The organism is Caryophanon tenue, assembly GCF_001700315.1.
GTDB lineage: Bacteria > Bacillota > Bacilli > Bacillales_A > Planococcaceae > Caryophanon > Caryophanon tenue.
The window spans coordinates 24,729-44,337 of the sequence record NZ_MASJ01000039.1; the positions used below are offsets into that span (position 1 = coordinate 24,729).

Here is a 19,609-nt window from a genome sequence, read left to right on the forward strand (position 1 = left end):
CTTCGCTAAAGCCTAAGTGTTTGACGTGTTCCTCATACTCATATGAATAATACCAACTACCGCGCATATACAACGATTGTTCATCCAACTCCATTTTTTCTGCTTCTACCATAACAGGGCCTGCAAGTGTATGTAATGCTGTTCCTGCCAAAATTAATTCTTCTTTTGTACGCCACGGAAATTCATGCATAATTGCTTTTGCTGCATTATAGCCATTCGAAATACCGTAACGAATCAAAATTGATTTAGCGCGTTCCCCCCTAATGTTTGCACCAAATCTTTACGTAAAAAACCAAGTGATTCTGTTGCTGCAAGAACCATTCTCTTGTTGTTTAATTTAATCATACCGCTTCGTGGGCTTACATCTACAACATGCTCAAACACCAATTTGTTTGCTTTCATTTTTCTATCCCCTTTGCCACTGATAATGTTTATTACGTATTGATATTGTACTATGATTTTGATGCTTACATACAGAGAAAGCCGTTTTCTTTAGTGACCTTGTTTATTTTTATAAATATAAATGTCGGATATTATGATGTATTTACAAAATATTTTCAAATCAACTACATCTTTTTACAGATTGCGTATATATACTTACTGATAACGTAGGTCTTATCCTACGTTTTTTCGTACGCACATTAAAGGAGGATCTCATGACAACTATACACATTTATCATTATGATGCTTTTACCAATACACCACATAAAGGAAATCCTGCGGGCGTTGTGTTAAATGGGGATACACTAACAGATACGGACATGCAACTAATTGCGACGGCTGTTGGTTTTAATGAAACCGCCTTCCCTGTTCATTCAACAGTTGCAGATTTACGTATTCGCTTCTTTACCCCTGGACATGAAATGAATTTATGTGGACATGCGACAATGGCAACCATTTATGCATTGAAAACACGTGGCTATTTACATGATGTGACCACACTGACAATTGAAACAAATGCGGGCATTTTACCAATAACGATTGAAGAACGTACTAATGGCATTTATATAACGATGCAGCATGCCGCACCTCAATTTGAATCATTTAACGGCAACACTGCCCTACTCGCACAATCACTTGGCTTACATGACACGGACATAGCCGATACACTTCCTATTGTCTACGGGAGTACGGGCGTGTGGACATTACTTGTACCAATTAAAGGGCTAGAAGCATTTCAACGGATGTCGCCTGTAAATGCACAATTTCCATCGATCCTTACCGATATGCCAAAAGCATCCGTTCACCCATTTTGTCTAGAAACCTATGACGATACTGCTCATATGCATGCACGCCATTTCTCATCCCCTTATTCAGGAACGATTGAAGATGCCGTTACTGGAACAGCGTCTGGTGTGATGGGTGCTTATTACGCAAATTATATTAATCCAGATGTATCGGCATTATCGCTTACTGTTGAACAAGGACAAGAAATCGGCAAGGATGGTCGGGTTTACGTACATATGAAACGAACACCCGAAAATATGCTTATTCAGATTACCGGAACAGCTGTTTATGTAAAAGAATGGACAATTGAACTAGCGAATTTATGTAAATAAATACAAATATAATATTTCGTTTTTCCTACATTCGAAATTAATGATATAATGTAACAAAAGTATGTAAATTCTTACTTTTGTTACATATTTCTGAATCGAATGGGGTGAAAAATAAGCGATGGAAACATATGCGTTAAATAAATATAATCAATTAAAACGCTCTATTTATTTATTGATTATCCCTTTATTTATGATGACCAATATTTTGTATTGGCTTGTATCACCTAATATCAATCGCTTTATGGAAATCACAGTGCCACCTATCTGCGTATTATTAATGTTACTATGGATTGGTTTTTATAAAAAAATATATGTTTATTATTTAGAAATTTTTTGTGTTTTGTTCACAAGTGTGTATCAGTTAATTCGTGTACAAACGATGGCACAAGAACTCGCTGTCGACCATTTGAATGTTTATATGTTTTGGTCACCCATTTATTATATTCTAGTGTTTATCGTACTTGAACGTAATAAAGCACTTTATATGTCACTTACCATGCTCGGGGCGATCATGATACTCACATGGCCGTTAGCTGGAACTGTGCGTGCACATGATATTTTTATTCAATACTACGTTAGTACACTTATTTATATTATCGTTGTGTTTTTCTTCCGTACAATTGTTAGTGCGTATCTCGGATCCGCCATGCTTGTGAAAAATGCATACTATGATTACTTAACAAATATCGGCAATCGACGCTCCATCGATTATTGGCTTGATGACGCACTTGAGCATCAACAACCGTTTTCGATTATTTATTTTGATACTGACCATTTCAAAAAAATTAATGATGTGTACGGTCACGATGTTGGCGACCAAGTATTAAAGGAGATTGCGGTGCTTGTCTCGAATGCATTAACACCAAGTGATGACTTTGGACGCTGGGGTGGCGAGGAATTTTTAATTGTAGCACGGCAACGACCTTTACAAGACGCTGTAGCTCTTGCAAAAACGCTACGCCAGCAAATTGACCTTCACTCATTTCAACATGTGGAGCATATTACATCGAGCTTTGGTGTCACAACATCAACCGCAGGCGATTCCTCTAAAAGTTTATTAAAACGGGCTGATGAAGCGCTCTATATTGCCAAAAATAGCGGGCGTAATCTCGTTGTCTATTATGATGCAGCAATGCCGGAAACAGAACATTATATTGAAACGACTTAAACGACATCCTTATTTTTTATTTTTAGACGTAAAAAAGAGCATTGGAGAATAATCTCACAAATGCTCTTTTTCTTATGCTAAATAGCTACCTATTTATTACTTATTCAACGTTACCTTCCCATGCCAACATACCGCCATCCATATTTGTTACATCGAAACCATGTGCCGCTAAAAATTGCGTAGCTTGGCCACTGCGACCACCTGAACGACAAATCATAATATACGGTGTCTGTTTATCTAATTCATGCATACGGAACTCTAATAAACCAAGCGGAATATGTGTAATGCCTGGAATATGACCTGCTGCTACCTCATCGACTTCACGTACATCAATTAAATGCAATGTTTCTCCTGCTTGTAATTTTTGTTGTAATTGTTCAGTTGTAATTGTTTTCATCAGTTTTAACTTCCTTCATATGCGCTCATGCCACCACGAACGTTTGTAATATTTGTATAGCCTAGTTTTTTTAACTTGCCACATGCTTGCTTGGAGCGCATACCACTTTGGCAAATAACAACAATTTCTTTATCGTTCGGTAACTTCGAAAAATCCGAACCAAGAGGCATATTTTTAAATTGCTGTAAACCACGTGCTCGGTATTCTCCTGCTGTACGTACATCAATAAATACTTTGTCTTTATCATTGATGATTGTTTTTAATTCCTCTGTTGAAATCGTTTTAATACCTTTTGTCGGTATCATACGCCAAATTAAAAATGCAATTAATAAACCAATCAAAATCCACGTTTCCATCTGTCACCTACATCATGAAGAGACTTCATGCCTTTCTTTTTTACCTATCAGGGTATTATTTTCTCTAAAAATAAAAGCTTAGCGACTTTTTAACAGTAAGTCCACCGCCTCATTCATCAAATTATGTTGCATTGATGCATTCACAGTGACTTTCGCCTCGTATTGCACGCTTTCAACTTGTTTAACTCCTCTTTAACATGCTAACCCCATACTACTACCCCTATAGGTATATGTCAATTATTTTTCTCGCAAAAAGACGTGCCCGAAAGTAATTTCCAGACACGTCTTTTTATTTCATCATTACAATAATTTCTTTACAAGTTGTTGCAAGTGTTCCTTACCAATTCATTCTATTTCTTCAGCTTGTACATTTTAAATAACCGTTATTGCCATCGATTATTTAAAATTGTATTGCGTCATAATCGGCTCACGCTGTTGTGCTTGATCTTGATAATATTCGTATAAGCAAATCCCTAAAAATGAACCTGATACATTCGCCACATTCGTATAGCCGTTATGATTTAACGCCATCACCGCATTGTAACTACGTTGCGCTGAACGACATGATACATAAACCGGTACATCTTTTGGCACTTCTGCCATCCGCTCACGCAACTCGCCTAACGGAATATTCACCGCCCCTTTTAACGCACCTTGAGCAAATTCAGCACGTTCACGTACATCAAGTATATATGCGCCTTGCTCGACTAAACTACGTACTTCATGCACGCGTACTTGCTTAAAGCGTCCTGCCATTAAGTTTGTCGCAACAAGTGCTGCGATATTCACAACGTCTTTTGCTGTTGAGAACATTGGTGAATACGATAATTCAAGCTCTTTTAAATCCTCAATCGTACCGTTCATCGTAATGAGTGTTGCGATAACATCAATACGTTTATCGGCATTACCTTTTCCAATCGCTTGTGCCCCTAATACACGTCCAGTCGGCACTTCATATATTAATTTAAAGTGTAGTGGATTACTTGATGGCATTAAGCCGACTTTATCCGGTGCAATGACATACACCGCTTCCACTTGTAAGCCAAGTTGCTGCGCTGTACGTTCATTTAAGCCCGTCGCTGCCGCTGCGTAATCAAACACTTGAATACTTGATGAACCAATAACCCCTTTATTCGTTACAGGGATACCATACATATGGTCCGCTACTGCGCGCGCTTGTCGTTGCGCAGGCCCAGCTAACGCCAGACGTACTTTTTTATGCATTAAGCGGTGATACACTTCAATCGCATCGCCGACCGCATAAATATTCGGGTCATTTGTTTGATAGTTTTGGTTGACGTGAATCGCACCTGTTTCTCCAATTGTTAAGCCTGCTTTTTCAGCAAGCATCGTTTCCGGACGCACGCCAATCGCTAATACGACAATATCCGCGTTAATTTCCGTACCTGAGTTTAGCCCGATTGTTGTCGGTGTAATGTTTGCTAAACCATCTCCAACAATTAGATCAACACCTTTATCAACCATTTCCTTATGCAAAATTTGTACCATATCTTCATCAAACGGTGTCAAAATTTGTGGCGCAAACTCAACAAGTGCAACATTACGACCAGCTAAACGTAAATTTTCTGCTACTTCGATACCGATAAAGCCACCGCCAATAACCGCAATATTTTGTGCGTCACGCTCTACAATGGCTGTATGCAAACGCTCAATATCGACAACATTTCGCACCGTAAATACATGCGGTAAATCCGTCCCCGGCAAATTCGGCACAATCGGACTTGCACCTGGTGACAACACAAGCTTATCGTATGATTCTGTTGTCACCTCACCTGTTTGTGTATGCTGAACAGTTACCGTTTTTTCCTCACGATTAATCGCAATGACTTCACTATTTACACGCGCATCAATATTATGCTTCACTTCGAACGATTCCGGTGTCATCATTAATAACTTTTTACTGTCTGCTACGACGCCACTTAAATAAAATGGTAATGAACAGTTTGAGAATGATACATGCGGCCCTCTCTCAAACATTACAATTTGTGCTTGCTCATCTAAACGACGAATACGTGCAGCAGCAGATGCGCCACCTGCTACGCCACCAATAACAACGACTTTTTTCATCTTAAAAAGCCTCCTCTTTTAATTAACAATATTCACTTCAATATTATACCCCTGAAGGTATGTGGTCAACTGAATTTTATTGAAAACACGATACTTCCTCACCTGGAGCGACTAATTCTACTTTTATACGATCTGGGCCTTCAAAATAAACAGCATAATGATGCGGTCCACCAGCAAATGGATGGCGCTCTTTATATAAAATCGATACGCCCTTTTCTTGTAAAGCCTTTGTTAATTCATCGACATGTGCGCGCGATTCTGCATGAAATGCCAAATGGTTCATCCCGACACGACTTCGATGATACGGAATCTGTAAAAATCGCTCCTCTACTTGTACAAACACAATATACGTATTCTCTAGCTTCCAACTACACCCTTGCGTCCACTGTTGATACTGTTCATAGCCTAGTGACTCTAAAAGCCAGCCCCAAAATCGTGTCGAACGCTCTACATTCGACACATAAAGTTCGATATGATGAATCAACCCTCGTGTCATATAATCTCCCCTTTTCATTTTCAGTATACATAAATCAGATATTATGCGCAGAATGCCTATCTACATCATAAAAAACCTTCCCCACAATAAGCGGGAAAGGTTGCTTAGTTAAAATGTAAATTTCTCAATAACCGGCTCATACGTTTCAAACGCATCTGCTGGAATTAAGCTACGTTGGAATACTGTTAATTGTTGTGCAGCTGCTTCAAATGCGCGGTCCACAATTTCGTATACATCAATATTTACTGTTGCAAGACCATGTTCAGCTTTTAATGCTTCACCTAATTGTTGCATTGCCGCGTCATCTACTGGCGCGTTCACTGTTTCTAGTAACACACGAATGTTTGCTGTATCACCATCAAATGTTGTAACAGAAAGGCCACCTTCAATAGCGGCTTCAACATCATCATTGACAGCCATCTCTTTATTTACTTGTTCATAATCGATGTCCATTTTATAATCTTTTGCGATAAATTCGTAAATATAACCTGTTTCATCAGCTTGTACTGTTCCTTGGAAATCACCTGATAATGGACGTTTATTTAAATTTGACCATGTAATTGTAAATGGTTCGCCGTACTGCTGTTCTAAATCTGCTGTTACAACCTCTTTTGTATCATCCATTTGCCATTTTGCAATGAAAATAGCCGCCGCCATTAAAATAATTGAAACGACCATACCAATCGCGAAAACACGGCTACCTTTAGAGGATAATTTTTTTGGGTTTGCTTTTACTTGCCCCATGCTTCTTGCCTACCTTCTTCGTTATATTTCATTATGATCCCATAATAGTTCGTTCTCAATTATAGCTCACTCTGTTAGAGCGTTCAAATGGACGCGCTCATTAAATTGTGACAGCTTTACGTCTGAAAGGTTTTGTTCTCATAATTGTTGGAAGTTCGGTACAATAGACATAAGTTGAGGTGATGGAAATGATAATGGCGTTAGCGACAGCAGCAACCGTTTTACTTGCACTCTTACCAATTATTTTTCTTGTATTATTAGGTCGAAAAAAAACGTAGCGGATGCTTGCGCCCGTTACGTTTTTTTGCCTTATAATAATGCTTCCCAGCGGTCTATTTCTTTTCGAACAATTGGGGCAACTTTTGTACCCAACAATTCAATCGATTTCATAACATCTTCATGTGGCATTGAGCCAACCGGTGTATGCAACATGAAACGTGTAATGCCTACTTCTTTGCGCAGTAAAATAATCTTTTCTGCGACGGTTTCAACATCGCCAACATATAAAGCGCCGTCAATACTTCTTGCAAAATCAAACGTTTCATGCGTATATTCGCCCCAACCGCGCTCCTTGCCAATCCCATTCATCGAGCGTTGTAGGGGTGGGAAAAACTTTTCAATCGCTTCTTCCGTTGTATCGGCAATAAAACCGTGTGAGTGTGACGCCACCTGCAATGTATTTAAATCATGCCCTGCCTGCGCCGCTGCTTCATAATAAAGTTCAACCATGCGCGCAAAATACAACGGGCTTCCCCCGATAATGGCTAACGTTAATGGTAAGCCTAATTGTCCAGCACGAATAGCCGATTGCGGTGTACCGCCACTTGCAATCCATACTGGAATTTTTTCCTGTACCGGACGTGGGTAAATGCCACGCCCCTCAATAGATGGACGGAATTTCCCTTGAGAATGGACAATTTCATGGTCACGAATATTGAGTAATAGGTCTAATTTTTCGTTAAAGAGCGCATCATAATCTTGTAAATCGTAACCAAACAACGGGAATGACTCGATAAATGAACCACGCCCTGCCATGATTTCTGCACGACCATTACTTAATCCGTCAAGCGTCGCAAACTCCTCGTAAACGCGTACTGGGTCATCTGATGACAGTACCGTTACTGCACTCGTTAAACGAATGTGTTTCGTTTGCATCGCAGCAGCTGCAAGGACAACAGCTGGTGCTGAAGCCGCATAATCTTTTCGGTGATGCTCACCAACACCGTACACATCGAGCCCCACTGCATCGGCAAGTTTAATTTCTTCAACAATTTCTCGTAAACGCTCCGCATGCGTTGGCAAATACCCCGTACCAATATGCGGCGTCGTTTCAGCAAATGTCGTTAATCCAATTTCCATCCTAAAAAACCTCCTTGTCAACGATTAGCATGAATATATCACGAATTCGAGATAATTTCAAATAATGTCATCGGATATGAATGATACAAAACAAGATAAAGTGGCACGAGAAATATCGACATTTCTCATACTACTTCCTCGCTTATTTCCATTGCAGGTGAACAACAACCTGCAATGGAAGCATCCTCTAAATCTTCTGCCGATGACGATGAACGCACCGCAACTGATAGTGCCTCATCTCCTGTTTCATACTTTAGCTGATGATACGCAGCTATTATTTCTTCTGCCATATTTATTGGCAGTGGCGCAGCTAAAAATGCTTCTAAAAAGCCCGCATCTTGCCAATCAAATTGGTAGGTTGTCATGAATTCTACTAATGTTTGTGCCTTAATCACAAAACCTGTTGGAATTTGAACTCCCTGTTCATACAGATGTGATAAATGCAATGCTTTCGAGCCAATCTCCATTGGCTGTTCTGTATGTGCTTGTTGTAAAGAAATTGTAAACACGACATTAACTCCTTCCAAAAACATCAACTTAAACTAAAAAATGGTATATAATTTCCTCATTAAATCTCAATTTGTTAAACTTTGCAAATACAATTTGTTAAATAATTATTAAAATTATCCTATTAGATTGCTTTAATTTGTTATTTATGAAAGTAATTATATCTATTAATAAATATTTTTGTTTAAATATTATTTTTTTAATTTTCCATGTTAATAACAGATAGTAAGACCTATTTATTGATAAAAAATACGAAAAAGCATATGTAGCGGAGTTTAACTGTGCAAGAAATGTGGCATTCAGTCATTCTCTTCATTTCGAAAAGCACAGGACCGAGCAACAGAAAATTTCTTTGGCAAGGCAGATGTGACAAATATCGTGTTTGCCTTAAGCCGTGCCTGCGAAACGCGTCCGCTATGTAGAGTAGCGCCTAAAGCAGAAAAAATATCCTTCAGCAGTTATCGTTGCTGAAGGATATTTCTTTTTGTCCCAATCTTAATCTTTTTTTCTTCACTTCACTTGCTCAAATGCTTCTTTCACAATATAGTACGACTGTTTTAGACGTTCTTTACTTGGTGGGATATCCCACTTTTCCCACGTATATGGGGCAAGTGCTGGAATTGTACCATTTGACGCAGCCGGCATAGCTTCAGCAACATCACCTTGTTCATCTAATAACACGACACCGGTATAAATCTCATCCACTTGTACAGCCGCTTCTCGCCCGTTTGTATAAAAGTCGCCCATAAATTCACGTTGCCCAGGGTCACGTGCTTGAAACATTTGCCATGGAATACGCAGTTCGATCGTATCGTCATGCCATGAATAGTCGACCATTGAATTATAGTCTTCATGTTCGGGGTTGCCATTTCCTTTTGTTAACGCACCCGTTTCGTATTGACTAAACGGTAAGAGCTCTCCAGTGGCTGGTACTGTTAATTGCTTATTTAATACAAAGTCAATCGTTGTAAAATCGCCACTATCTTTCGTTGGATTCGGCATTTTGTTCGGAATCATCGGTGGCTTCACTTCCACTGCATATAAATAGTTATAAAAGTCATAATACGTATCCATCGTAATACGAGACTGCCCTGTATTTGTCATTTCGACAACAAATTCTAACGGGTTTGTAAATACCGTATTTGGAATGGACGTTGCTGTCGTATTGCCTTGCCCTGGTACGGTGTCAAAGACAATGCGTGCCTGCCCATTTTTCAAGATATCGCTTTGAAGCTTGACGTACATATATGCTTCATCATGGGTAATGCGCATTTGCGATTGCTCGGATTCGTAAAGTGGTTCAATGTTTTCCCAATCGCTCGTATCGTCGTCCACTTTAATTTTCATTGTTTCAAACGCAAGTAAGCCGAAATGCTGCTCACTCGTTTGTTGGTTAGACCAATACGGTCGACGCTCAGGATGGTCATAATCCATCGTGTTCCATGTACGTTTAAACCATTCATCTTGCCATGTAAATACAAGGCCACCTAAATAGTCCTCTGCCATAATGTCTTCAAATAAGCTCACTAAATACTTCCCTTGGTCTTCTTCCGACACGCCACCTTGGTCCCAACCATACACATTACGGTGCGTTTTCCCACGAGACGATGGGATACCAAACTCGGCAATTAATACCGGCATCGTTGGGTGTACACTGCGTAACTCATGTAAATAGCCCGCATAGCTATTTTTATTACCACGATGGTCTACATAATTTAATAAGTTTTCATCATAGTTTAAAAAGTCTGGATAGTACGGATACACATGATAAGAAGCAAATTGTCCCGTTATTTGTGCATCCCCCTTTAAAAAGATTTTATTCGGGTCTACACCGACTAAATCTTCCGTTTGAGGGTTCGGCTCATACGGATGGTCTAAAATATCGGTTGTTACCCAGTTTGTAAAGCTAATCGGACGAATCCAATGATAATGTTCCGCTTCATAGGTTAAAATATAATCCATTTGTGCTGCAAGCCAATGCTCGAATGGTGCAGCGCCTTTTGTTTCAGTATATGTTCCTGTATATTCACCGATATTGGCATGCTTCTCATTCGTACCGACAACCATATCTTGGAACCATTCAATACCAATAATCCAGCCCAAAATATATTCAGAAACATCCGCATCATACATCCCTGATGCATGACCGACACGTGTTGGTACATACGCATTGCCATGAATTACATCCACAATCGTACGCATTTCTTCTTGGAATCCTTCTAGTGGCTCTGTTGAGAAGGCGTCGAGAGACTCAACAAGTTGTTCCTCGTTAATCCATACACCGTGCATAATGAGTAACGGCTCTTCTGCTTGTTCATTAAATGATTTTAACGCATTATAAAATCCAGTTGGCTGCAATGTATATACACGAACGGTATTACTGTTCATCTCCGCAATTTGCTCGAACCAACGATAGTATTCTTCTTCGGTAATCGCTGCTTCTCCAGGGAAGTAGCCAGGTTTCCCCATCCCTAGGTTCACACCTTTAATCGGAATGGCTTGCCATGAACCATCTGCATGCTGTACTTCAAATGCGTTGCCAGCAATGCGCGCATTATGATGTAAGTCTTGCGGCACAGCAACTTCTTCCACTTCTTTTGCTTCAAAGTCCTCTAAAATCTTTGAAACAAGTGGCACATATGTCGTCCAGTAAAAGGCATCATCTGCAAAGTATTGCATAAATTTATACAATGTTGGCGTACCAATAAACTGATAAAAGGCAGGAACCGTTTGAATATCATTATAGTCTCCTGCAAAATAATACGACGTTGCATATTGGCGGTCTTTCCCAATAATTGCGGCAAATTGTTGTGGGACACCATGCTGTTCAAGCAATTGTTCCCCTTTTTCCGTTAATGACCAATCGTACGTTGCATACGTTGTGGCACTCGGATACGCACTTACAATATCGAACCAATAATTATAGTTCGCACTATCCGTTAAGCCGAATTGCTCTTTTCCTGCCTCGGTAAACTGTAGCGCAATGCCCGCTTCATCGACATGCTCATCTAATTCTAAAACAAATAGCTCCTCAGTAAAATCATTGACGATGACGAAGCCACCACCTTCATATGTCCACGTATCACCATATTCACTCACAATCCATTGTGGAATTTCTTTGTTTTTGTCAAAGTCTAACTCATCAAAATAACGGCCAACCCAGCCGTCCCAATTGACGCCCATAAACTCCATCATTTCACTACGCACGTCACCAAATGTCGGCGAGGCAAATGAATTGTACTCCGCTAACAATAGGCTTTTTTCTTCCATACTTAAACGGCTAATCATACTTTGCCATTCTTCTAGCGCTAAACCACCGTACACTTTTTCTGAACGTTCACCTAAACGCTCAGTGTCATCCTTTTGTAAATCATCTTCAAAAACACCGTACGTATCCGCTACATAAATGACATCATAATCGCTATAATCTGTCGGCAAATCACGTACCGTAATAGCGTCACCAGCTTCATTCGGCACAGCGCCGAAATAATGGCGTGCCTCATCATACATATCACCGTCTAACGTATACTTTTCATAGTTCAGTAGCCATGTCAGCCCTAAATGCTCCCGATACGTTGGCTTCGGTACACTTTTATCAATAATGGCAATTTGCAGTGGTGTGTCACTGCGCAAATGCCAAAGTACAAATGGTGTGCCAATCAGTAATAGCACGATTAAAATACCGAGATACACTTTTTTCACACTTTTTGCTCCTTCGTGCTAGATTCTTTCGAAATACCTTTTCTCTCCATATTGCCCCATTCTTTACGTCCTAAGAAGAAATGAACAAATCCTTCTAAACGCCAAATTAATGTTAATGGACGATACCAGAAAATTTCTGTTAGTGCGAGCACCACGACACGCGATAATTCGCGCGCACTCGGATAACGATCCAATGTCCATGCTTCAAAGAGCACAGCAATGGCTGAAAACAGCGAGCCGTAAATCACGAACAATAATAATAATAGCAATGCCACTTCGTAATAAACACCGCCTAAAAAATAGGCACAAATGACATAAATATAACCGCCTAATTCAATAACAGGTCCTAAACATTCAATCAGCCAAAAATAAGGGAACGATACAAGCCCGACACCGCCGTATTTTGGATTAAGTGTCATCCGGCGATGCTTCCATAAACTTTCAAGAAGCCCTTGATGCCAACGTCGACGTTGTTTGCGAAGCACATTGAGCGATTCGGGTGCTTCCGTCCAACAAACCGGATCAGCCACAAATTCTATGCGCTTATCATCATCCGTTTCTTTTAAATGGCGATGCAGTTTTACAACAAGCTCCATATCTTCACCAATTGTACTGACGGCATAACCACCAACGTCAATGACATATTTTTTCGAAAACACACTAAATGCGCCTGAAATAATTAATACTAAATTAAAGCGACTAAATGCAATGCGCCCCATTAAAAAGGCACGTAAATATTCAATAATTTGCATGACAACAATTGCGTTTTTCGACATCATTTGTTGCTTTACGGTACCAAGTTCCATATCAACACCATTGGCAATGCGCACATTGCCACCTACTGCAATGACTTCGCCGTTTGATTGCATAATCGGTTTCATAATGCGTACAAGCGAGTTAGCATCTAAAATCGAATCGCCATCAATCGAGCAAAAATACGGGTATTTCGAGACATTAATCCCTGCATTTAGTGCATCTGCTTTACCACCATTTTCTTTATCTACTAAAATACAGTTTTGATAAATGGTCGATTGATACAGTTGAATAATCTCTTTAGATGGAATTTCTTTACGCACAATGCGCTGAATTGGTACCATTTGAAAGGCTTCAATAGCCCGCTGTAACGTTTGGTCTTTTGAACCGTCATTAACAATAATAATCTCCACTTCAGGGTAGTTTAAATTCAACAATGAATGGACGCTATCGACAACGCCTATTTCTTCATTATAAGCTGGCACAATAATCGAAATCGGCTTCGAGTACATCGCATTTAAATGCACTTTCTCGTAATCGCTTTTATCAAGCCCTTGCTCTTTGCGTAGCCGCTTTAATGCATAAATTAACATCATGACATACGAACTGATGACGATTAGCATATACACTAAAATAAACGAGCCAAAAAACAGCATCAAATATTCAATAATTGTTCGTATCATGTCATCACCTTCGCTAGCATTTCTTGTGCAATATCTTTTGTGAAGGCATCCTCAGAATGAAGTGCTAAGTCTTCTAAAAATGCCCCTCCACCTTTTTGCAACGCAATTGTTTCGGCAGCTTGTTTGCGCACCCACCAATTGCGGTCTTGAATCAGTACACGCAATAAACTTTTACTATGCGACAACGGTACATACCGTAAAATTTTCGCTAACATTAAGCGCTCTTCCCAAATTGCAGAGCGGGAAAAAGGAATATATATTGATACATCACTCACCCAGTTAAAATTATTCAATCCTTTTAACGCGCGAATGCGTAATTCAATATCATGCGAGGTCAACGCACGTTCTAATATAGGCATATACGCAAAATCTTTTACTACGCCTAATGTATCAATTAAGGCATATTGTTTAATTTTTTGTGGCAGTTCCTCATAACGCTCGGCAATTTCAAGTAAGAGAGTTGGCTCAATCATTGTAAAAATACGGCGGTATTCAAATTCAGAAAAGGTCACTTCATTATTAGTGAATAATCGCTCGGTAAAGTAGTGAGGGTCAAACAGTGCTATTGCCTGAAGTAAAATGTAGCGCTCTTCTTGCGTCGGATTTTTCTCATAATAATCCACGCATTTCGGCAACAACGTATCAATCTGAAAATCTACAATGCGCACGATAGCGTTCATGCGATAACTCCATTTGCGTACCGTCATCATCTTGCCGTAATAATTATATAAGTACTTTTTGGCGAAATATGTGATTTTCTCATGAATATACGTATTCGATACGTGGTCAACATACGCGAGTAAAATTTCTTCTACCGCTACAAATTCACCCTTTTCCTTTGGGACAAGTGCTTTGTCAAATGGTTCGTTCAACACTAAATAGTTGTACCATTGCTGTTCATATTGCGCCATATAGGCTTCTTTTTCTGCAAGCACTCGATTTTGCTGCGAGCGCTTATACAGAACATAACCCATTAACAGCACTAACAAGAAAACAAGTAGCCCAATAATATTTACTAACACCGTAATGGACACACTCATAGCCATAACCTCTCAAAGGTACGTTCAATTTGTGCCTCAAATAGACGGAGATTAAACGGCTTCACTAAATACTCATCGACACCGCTCTTATACGCTGAAATCATATCCATCTCTGACATGCGGCTCGTCATCATATAAATGATAAACTTTCGCTGATTGGGCATATGTCGTAAATGATGCACGACCGCCATACCATTTTTTCGCGGTAAAATATCATTTACAATGACTAAATGTAAATGTGACGACACATAAAAATCAGACTGTAAAAATTCATAGCCATCCGCAAACACCGCAATTTCTAACGAGAAATGTTTCAGTTGTAAACGTTCTAGCTCCGCATATAATACTTGGCGAAAAATCGGATTCTCTTCAATGACACTCACTTTCACCGTTTCCTGTGTCGGTTGTTGATACGCATTATTCGAATAAATAAACCACGGTTCTCGTTGCTTCTTTAATTTAGCAACAGCCGCGTCAATCACCGCGTCTAATGATACATCAGATGTACGAATATCGGTAATGTGTGCATGTATCATTGCACCTTCATCATATTCCTTATAGCGCTCAAAAATGCGGCGTAAAAATGCGGTTGCTTCCTGCTCACCACTTTGTGTTAAAAGCACACCAATAAACCCTTCATGCTCCACCATAAACAACGTATCATTTTGACGAATTTCTTGCGATAAGAAGTGTGGCAATGTTTCATTGGCGGTCAATGTTTCAATCAGTAATACTGAAATGCTCGACTTTGTTCGAGCGATATTCGCTTTTAATAAATTAAATAATCGGCTCGTTACATCGAGCGCCAATATTTCTTTAAATTGCTTTAACAATTGATTATTCATATACAACATCCTCATAAAAATTTTGCTAGCAATACAATGTGTTCCGCTCATTAATAAATAACATTTTTTAGTATACTTCTTTTCCAATGCCATTGCATGTATGACAAAAGCACGTTGTATTGTAATATATTCTTTTACCCTTCCCATTATTTTTTCACACATACTTTTGTATGATTAATTTCGCCACCCTATATATATATAGTCCTCTATTTCTTTTAAAATCGCAATTCCCACATTATATTTATACTTTTCCCTTAAAAATCCTTATTACGTTACAAAATAAGATTGACATAAAAAGAAAGTGATAGGAGAAATTTTAGCTTTTCTCCTACCACTCTTTATGTTCAATATTTCTTTCGATTACGAAAGTTTTATTTTTTTACGTTATCGTCTGTGTGATGGAAATCATCGCCCCAGCACTCTAAATCTTCTAATCCTTCAACATTCTTTTTATAGAACACAGGATTTTTCCCTGCTTTACGTTGCACCATATAATCATCAATGACTGGTTTTGCAACTTTCCATAACAGTAAAATTGCGATTAAGTTAATAAATGCCATAACAGCCATCGATACGTCTGCTAAGTCCCACACAATTTGTACTTTCGCCACCGAGCCAAATAACACGAACCCGACAACAAATAGACGGAAAACATTTAAGATTACTTTGTTTTCTTTTAAAAACTCCATATTTGTTTCGCCGTAGTAGTAGTTACCAATAATCGTTGTGTATGCAAATAAGAATACCGCGATCGCTAAAAAGATGCTTGCCCATTCGCCTAAACTATCGACTAATGATAGTTGGGTTAAGTTGACAGATGCTGCATCAGACGCACGATATGCGTCGCTTAATAACACAATTGCCGCTGTCGCTGTACATACTAATAATGTATCAATAAATACACCTAAAGATTGGCTTAACCCTTGTTTTACAGGGTGAGAAACAGCTGCTGTTGCTGCAGCGTTTGGCGCTGAACCAATACCAGCTTCATTCGAGAATAGCCCTCGCTTAATCCCTTGTAACACAGCTGCACCAATCATTCCGGCAAATGCTTCTTCAAACCCGAATGCTGATTTGAAAATAAGTAAAAACACACCTGGCAATTCTTTAAAATTCACAATCATCACGATAATCGCCACAATGATGTAGGCAATTGCCATTACTGGTACAACAGTTTGCGTAATTGTCACAATACGCTTTAGTCCACCGAAAATAATAGTCGCTGTCATCACAGCAAGTATAATACCGACAACAGTTCGGTCAAAGCCGAAACTTTCCTCAAACGCAATCGTAATTGTATTTGCTTGTACAGCGTTGAAAACAAAGCCATATGTAATCGTAATAACAATCGCAAACACAACGCCTAACCAACGCTTTTTAAGTCCACGTTCCATATAATACGCTGGACCACCACGGAAAGCACCTGTTTTTGCATCGCGTGTTTTATACACTTGCGCTAACGTACTTTCAATTAATGATGAACCTGCACCAATCAAGGCAATCATCCACATCCAAAATACTGCACCAGGTCCTCCTAATGCAATTGCTGTTGCAACCCCAGCAATATTCCCTGTACCAATACGAGAAGCTGCTGAAATTGTAAATGCTTGGAACGGTGAAATTCCTTTTCGTCCGTCCGCGTCTACCTCTGCTTTTTCCGTAATCGTCTTAAGCATGTCCGGGAATAAGCGGAACTGAATAAATTTTGTTTTAATCGTGAAAAATAATCCAATTCCCACAAGCACATAAATTAATAAGTATGTGTAGAGAAAGTGATTAATATCACCAATAATTGCTGAAAATATCTCCATTGTTTCCCTCCTTTTGATTTCATACTATGCATTCTTTTCTATTTTACATGACATTTATTCATTGTTTCAATGTACGATGAAATGTCCATTTCTTTCAAAAATTCTCTTTTTAAAAACTATTCTGTTACTTTATCTCTTTTTTCGTTCCCTATTTTCACATACGCTACGCTTATTTCCCATAAGAACTTCACGCATACGTCGAAATTTTGACAAAACTGCTGAAAATGAATTGAAAATGTAGGCATTTCCTTCTGTTTTACTGACGCTTTCATATACAATAAGGACGGAAAAGATTTTTTATTCGTGTTAGGAGGCTTTTTATGAAACGATTTTTCTCAGCGGTAGCAGCAACTGCTATTGCAACAAGTATGTCGGCTACAGCGTTCGCCCATTCATATATTGGCGAAACGAGCCCTGCAGATGGTGAAACCGTTACCGAAGCATTACAAGAAATTACATTAAACTTTGACGGTAATATTGAGCAAGGAAGTTATATTGATGTAACGTCTGCAACAGGTACAGCAGTCGATGTCACAACGACAATTGGTGAAGGTCAATTAATTGGTACATTCGCAGAGCCATTACCAAATGAATCGTATACTGTTGATTGGAGCATCATTAGTGAAGATGGTCATCCACTAGAAGGTGCCTATACATTTACGGTAAATGCGCCGATTGAAGAGCCCGTAGCTGAAGAACCAGTAACAGAAGAAATAGAAGATGTAACAACCGATGAAAATGAAGCAACAGAAGCGCCAAGCGAAACAGCAAATGAGGAAGAAGAAGTGACAGGTCCATCAGCGACAATGTTAATTGCCGTTGTTGTTGGTATTATCGCGTTAGTTGGCGGTGTGTTCTTCTTCTTGCGTAAAAACTAACGATGGCTGTACTCGTAATGCTAAGTCAGGCACTGCTCTATATTAGCTTTGCCATATTAATGGGCAACTTTATATTGCGTCTTGTGCCTGAACAGCACCGCCCAGCCATTTATGTACCTCAAAAAGTATTACTGATAAGCGTCTTATCTGTACCGATTTTGGCGTTTTTCCCGGTACTTGAAATTACGCTTTACATTGCGCCGCGTCTCGGTTTCTTCGAAGCGCTTCAAATTGTACTTTTAACGTATACGATTGGAACAGCTTGGGACGCAACCCTTTTCATTTCGCTTATTTTACTATTTGTCATCACACGTACACAGCAAACAAAGCTATTATCATTTGTTGGCATGATGCTGACGATACTGCTAATGCTAGCACTCGCTTGGTCAAGTCATGCAGCTGCGATGGATAAAGTTTTAGGTGTAACAAGTGATATGATTCACTTAATCGCGATGAGCGTGTGGGTTGGGATTTTACTTGTCGTTGGCTATTTCGCAACCAATACTCAAAACTGGATTGCATTTTTAAACTGGTTTACGTATACAGCAATCGGCTGTGTCGCAACATTAGCAATTAGTGGCTTTTTACTGATGGATATTCTTGTAGACGGCTATATTAATGCCTGGATGGTTGATTATGGACAAGGTATGCTGCTCAAACATTTATTAGTAGTTCCGATTTTACTGTTTGCTGGTGCCAGCAGTTTGATTGCGCGCTTTAAACTATCGCGCAATACCGATTTTAATCCGCTCCCATGGATGCGTCTAGAAGGCTTATTACTTGGGGTATTATTAATTGTAACAGGGGCTTTTACACAACAGCCACCACCAGGTCATAATGTAACAACTGAAGCATTATCACCTATTTTTAAATGGTTCCATCCTGATGTCGTTGTAGAAGCAGGAAGCTCGATTGGCTTTGTGGTGAACATCCAATCCGTGCTATTTTTATTCGGCTCATTGCTATCTATCATTGCATTAGTTGGTTCATTTTTCTTAAAAAAATTACCGCCTGCTGTATCATTTATCATTGGGTGCATCGTAGTGTTATGCATTTACTTTTTATTAATGACGACATCGGTCATTCGTCCACCTGGCTTTATGGGTGGCGGTATGGGGCATTAAATCATACTGACGTGGCTAAAAGTTAGTTGTACCAACTCATTCTTTAAATGGCAATAAGAGATTGAGACAAAAAAATATCCTTCAGCAACGACAACGGCT

General features: G+C 39.3%; 16 protein-coding genes and 1 pseudogene. 4 read left to right on the forward strand and 13 right to left on the reverse strand.

Features of this window, described 5'->3' with window-relative positions; genetic code table 11:
* Positions 1–142: 142 nt before the first annotated feature.
* Positions 143–402: pseudogene (locus tag A6M13_RS16750) on the reverse strand (XylR N-terminal domain-containing protein); the annotation flags it as partial.
* 254 nt (positions 403–656) lie between these two features.
* Here A6M13_RS16750 and A6M13_RS13295 point away from each other — a divergent pair.
* Together A6M13_RS13295 and A6M13_RS13300 are read left to right on the forward strand one after the other, a co-directional pair.
* Positions 657–1,559 carry a PhzF family phenazine biosynthesis protein gene (locus A6M13_RS13295; RefSeq protein ID WP_066547296.1) on the forward strand — a complete coding sequence of 301 codons (903 nt, stop codon included), beginning with the start codon at positions 657–659 and terminating at the stop codon, positions 1,557–1,559.
* A 118-nt stretch (positions 1,560–1,677) separates the two neighbouring features.
* On the forward strand, positions 1,678–2,727 hold the full coding sequence (locus tag A6M13_RS13300; RefSeq protein WP_066547298.1) for a GGDEF domain-containing protein: 1,050 nt from the start codon (positions 1,678–1,680) through the stop codon (positions 2,725–2,727).
* A gap of 100 nt (positions 2,728–2,827) precedes the next feature.
* Here the strand turns inward: A6M13_RS13300 and A6M13_RS13305 are convergent, their stop codons facing one another.
* The 12 genes from A6M13_RS13305 to A6M13_RS13360 all read right to left on the reverse strand — a co-directional run bounded on the left by A6M13_RS13305 (position 2,828) and on the right by A6M13_RS13360 (position 17,508).
* Complete coding sequence (locus A6M13_RS13305; RefSeq protein ID WP_066547301.1) at positions 2,828–3,124, reverse strand: rhodanese-like domain-containing protein; 297 nt, start codon at positions 3,122–3,124, stop codon at positions 2,828–2,830.
* 5 nt (positions 3,125–3,129) lie between these two features.
* Positions 3,130–3,480, reverse strand: a complete 351-nt coding sequence (locus A6M13_RS13310) for a rhodanese-like domain-containing protein (RefSeq protein WP_066547303.1) — start codon at positions 3,478–3,480, stop codon at positions 3,130–3,132.
* A gap of 396 nt (positions 3,481–3,876) precedes the next feature.
* Entirely contained in the window at positions 3,877–5,568 is a 1,692-nt protein-coding gene (locus tag A6M13_RS13315; protein WP_066547304.1) for an FAD-dependent oxidoreductase, read from the reverse strand.
* A 76-nt stretch (positions 5,569–5,644) separates the two neighbouring features.
* Positions 5,645–6,064, reverse strand: coding sequence for a VOC family protein (locus A6M13_RS13320; RefSeq protein ID WP_066547309.1), 420 nt, complete (start codon positions 6,062–6,064; stop codon positions 5,645–5,647).
* A 108-nt stretch (positions 6,065–6,172) separates the two neighbouring features.
* On the reverse strand, positions 6,173–6,808 hold the full coding sequence (locus A6M13_RS13325; RefSeq protein ID WP_066547311.1) for a hypothetical protein: 636 nt from the start codon (positions 6,806–6,808) through the stop codon (positions 6,173–6,175).
* Between the two features lie 309 nt (positions 6,809–7,117).
* Positions 7,118–8,167 carry an LLM class flavin-dependent oxidoreductase gene (locus A6M13_RS13330; RefSeq protein WP_066547313.1) on the reverse strand — a complete coding sequence of 350 codons (1,050 nt, stop codon included), beginning with the start codon at positions 8,165–8,167 and terminating at the stop codon, positions 7,118–7,120.
* A 125-nt stretch (positions 8,168–8,292) separates the two neighbouring features.
* On the reverse strand, positions 8,293–8,676 hold the full coding sequence (locus A6M13_RS13335) for a PEP/pyruvate-binding domain-containing protein (protein ID WP_066547324.1): 384 nt from the start codon (positions 8,674–8,676) through the stop codon (positions 8,293–8,295).
* 508 nt (positions 8,677–9,184) lie between these two features.
* Complete coding sequence (locus A6M13_RS13340; RefSeq protein WP_066547327.1) at positions 9,185–12,376, reverse strand: hypothetical protein; 3,192 nt, start codon at positions 12,374–12,376, stop codon at positions 9,185–9,187.
* The gene (locus tag A6M13_RS13345) at positions 12,373–13,812 is read right to left on the reverse strand and encodes a glycosyltransferase family 2 protein (protein WP_066547329.1); all 1,440 of its coding nucleotides are present in this window, start codon (positions 13,810–13,812) and stop codon (positions 12,373–12,375) included. Before A6M13_RS13345 ends, A6M13_RS13340 begins: the two co-directional genes overlap by 4 nt.
* Positions 13,809–14,852, reverse strand: a complete 1,044-nt coding sequence (locus A6M13_RS13350) for a HEAT repeat domain-containing protein (RefSeq protein WP_066547331.1) — start codon at positions 14,850–14,852, stop codon at positions 13,809–13,811. The genes A6M13_RS13345 and A6M13_RS13350 overlap by 4 nt, the downstream gene beginning before the upstream one ends.
* Positions 14,849–15,697, reverse strand: coding sequence for a response regulator transcription factor (locus A6M13_RS13355; protein ID WP_066547333.1), 849 nt, complete (start codon positions 15,695–15,697; stop codon positions 14,849–14,851). Before A6M13_RS13355 ends, A6M13_RS13350 begins: the two co-directional genes overlap by 4 nt.
* Positions 15,698–16,068: 371 nt before the next feature.
* On the reverse strand, positions 16,069–17,508 hold the full coding sequence (locus A6M13_RS13360) for an alanine/glycine:cation symporter family protein (protein ID WP_066547335.1): 1,440 nt from the start codon (positions 17,506–17,508) through the stop codon (positions 16,069–16,071).
* 320 nt (positions 17,509–17,828) lie between these two features.
* Here A6M13_RS13360 and A6M13_RS13365 point away from each other — a divergent pair, with 320 nt between their 5' ends.
* A complete protein-coding gene (locus A6M13_RS13365; protein WP_083998368.1) occupies positions 17,829–18,386 on the forward strand; it encodes a copper resistance CopC family protein in 558 nt (185 codons plus the stop codon).
* Between the two features lie 2 nt (positions 18,387–18,388).
* Positions 18,389–19,510 (forward strand): copper resistance D family protein, encoded by a 1,122-nt coding sequence (locus A6M13_RS13370; protein ID WP_066547341.1) that lies wholly within the window; start codon positions 18,389–18,391, stop codon positions 19,508–19,510.
* Positions 19,511–19,609: the final 99 nt, after the last annotated feature.

What these genes read in the sequence shown, in the direction of transcription:
- A6M13_RS13295 (WP_066547296.1), top strand. Translation starts at nt 657, where the DNA reads ATGACAACTATACACATTTATCATTATGATGCTTTTACCAATACACCA.
- A6M13_RS13300 (WP_066547298.1), top strand. Translation starts at nt 1,678, where the DNA reads ATGGAAACATATGCGTTAAATAAATATAATCAATTAAAACGCTCTATT.
- A6M13_RS13305 (WP_066547301.1), bottom strand. Translation starts at nt 3,124, where the DNA reads ATGAAAACAATTACAACTGAACAATTACAACAAAAATTACAAGCAGGA.
- A6M13_RS13310 (WP_066547303.1), bottom strand. Translation starts at nt 3,480, where the DNA reads ATGGAAACGTGGATTTTGATTGGTTTATTAATTGCATTTTTAATTTGG.
- A6M13_RS13315 (WP_066547304.1), bottom strand. Translation starts at nt 5,568, where the DNA reads ATGAAAAAAGTCGTTGTTATTGGTGGCGTAGCAGGTGGCGCATCTGCT.
- A6M13_RS13320 (WP_066547309.1), bottom strand. Translation starts at nt 6,064, where the DNA reads ATGACACGAGGGTTGATTCATCATATCGAACTTTATGTGTCGAATGTA.
- A6M13_RS13325 (WP_066547311.1), bottom strand. Translation starts at nt 6,808, where the DNA reads ATGGGGCAAGTAAAAGCAAACCCAAAAAAATTATCCTCTAAAGGTAGC.
- A6M13_RS13330 (WP_066547313.1), bottom strand. Translation starts at nt 8,167, where the DNA reads ATGGAAATTGGATTAACGACATTTGCTGAAACGACGCCGCATATTGGT.
- A6M13_RS13345 (WP_066547329.1), bottom strand. Translation starts at nt 13,812, where the DNA reads ATGATACGAACAATTATTGAATATTTGATGCTGTTTTTTGGCTCGTTT.
- A6M13_RS13350 (WP_066547331.1), bottom strand. Translation starts at nt 14,852, where the DNA reads ATGAGTGTGTCCATTACGGTGTTAGTAAATATTATTGGGCTACTTGTT.
- A6M13_RS13355 (WP_066547333.1), bottom strand. Translation starts at nt 15,697, where the DNA reads ATGAATAATCAATTGTTAAAGCAATTTAAAGAAATATTGGCGCTCGAT.
- A6M13_RS13360 (WP_066547335.1), bottom strand. Translation starts at nt 17,508, where the DNA reads ATGGAGATATTTTCAGCAATTATTGGTGATATTAATCACTTTCTCTAC.
- A6M13_RS13365 (WP_083998368.1), top strand. Translation starts at nt 17,829, where the DNA reads ATGAAACGATTTTTCTCAGCGGTAGCAGCAACTGCTATTGCAACAAGT.
- A6M13_RS13370 (WP_066547341.1), top strand. Translation starts at nt 18,389, where the DNA reads ATGGCTGTACTCGTAATGCTAAGTCAGGCACTGCTCTATATTAGCTTT.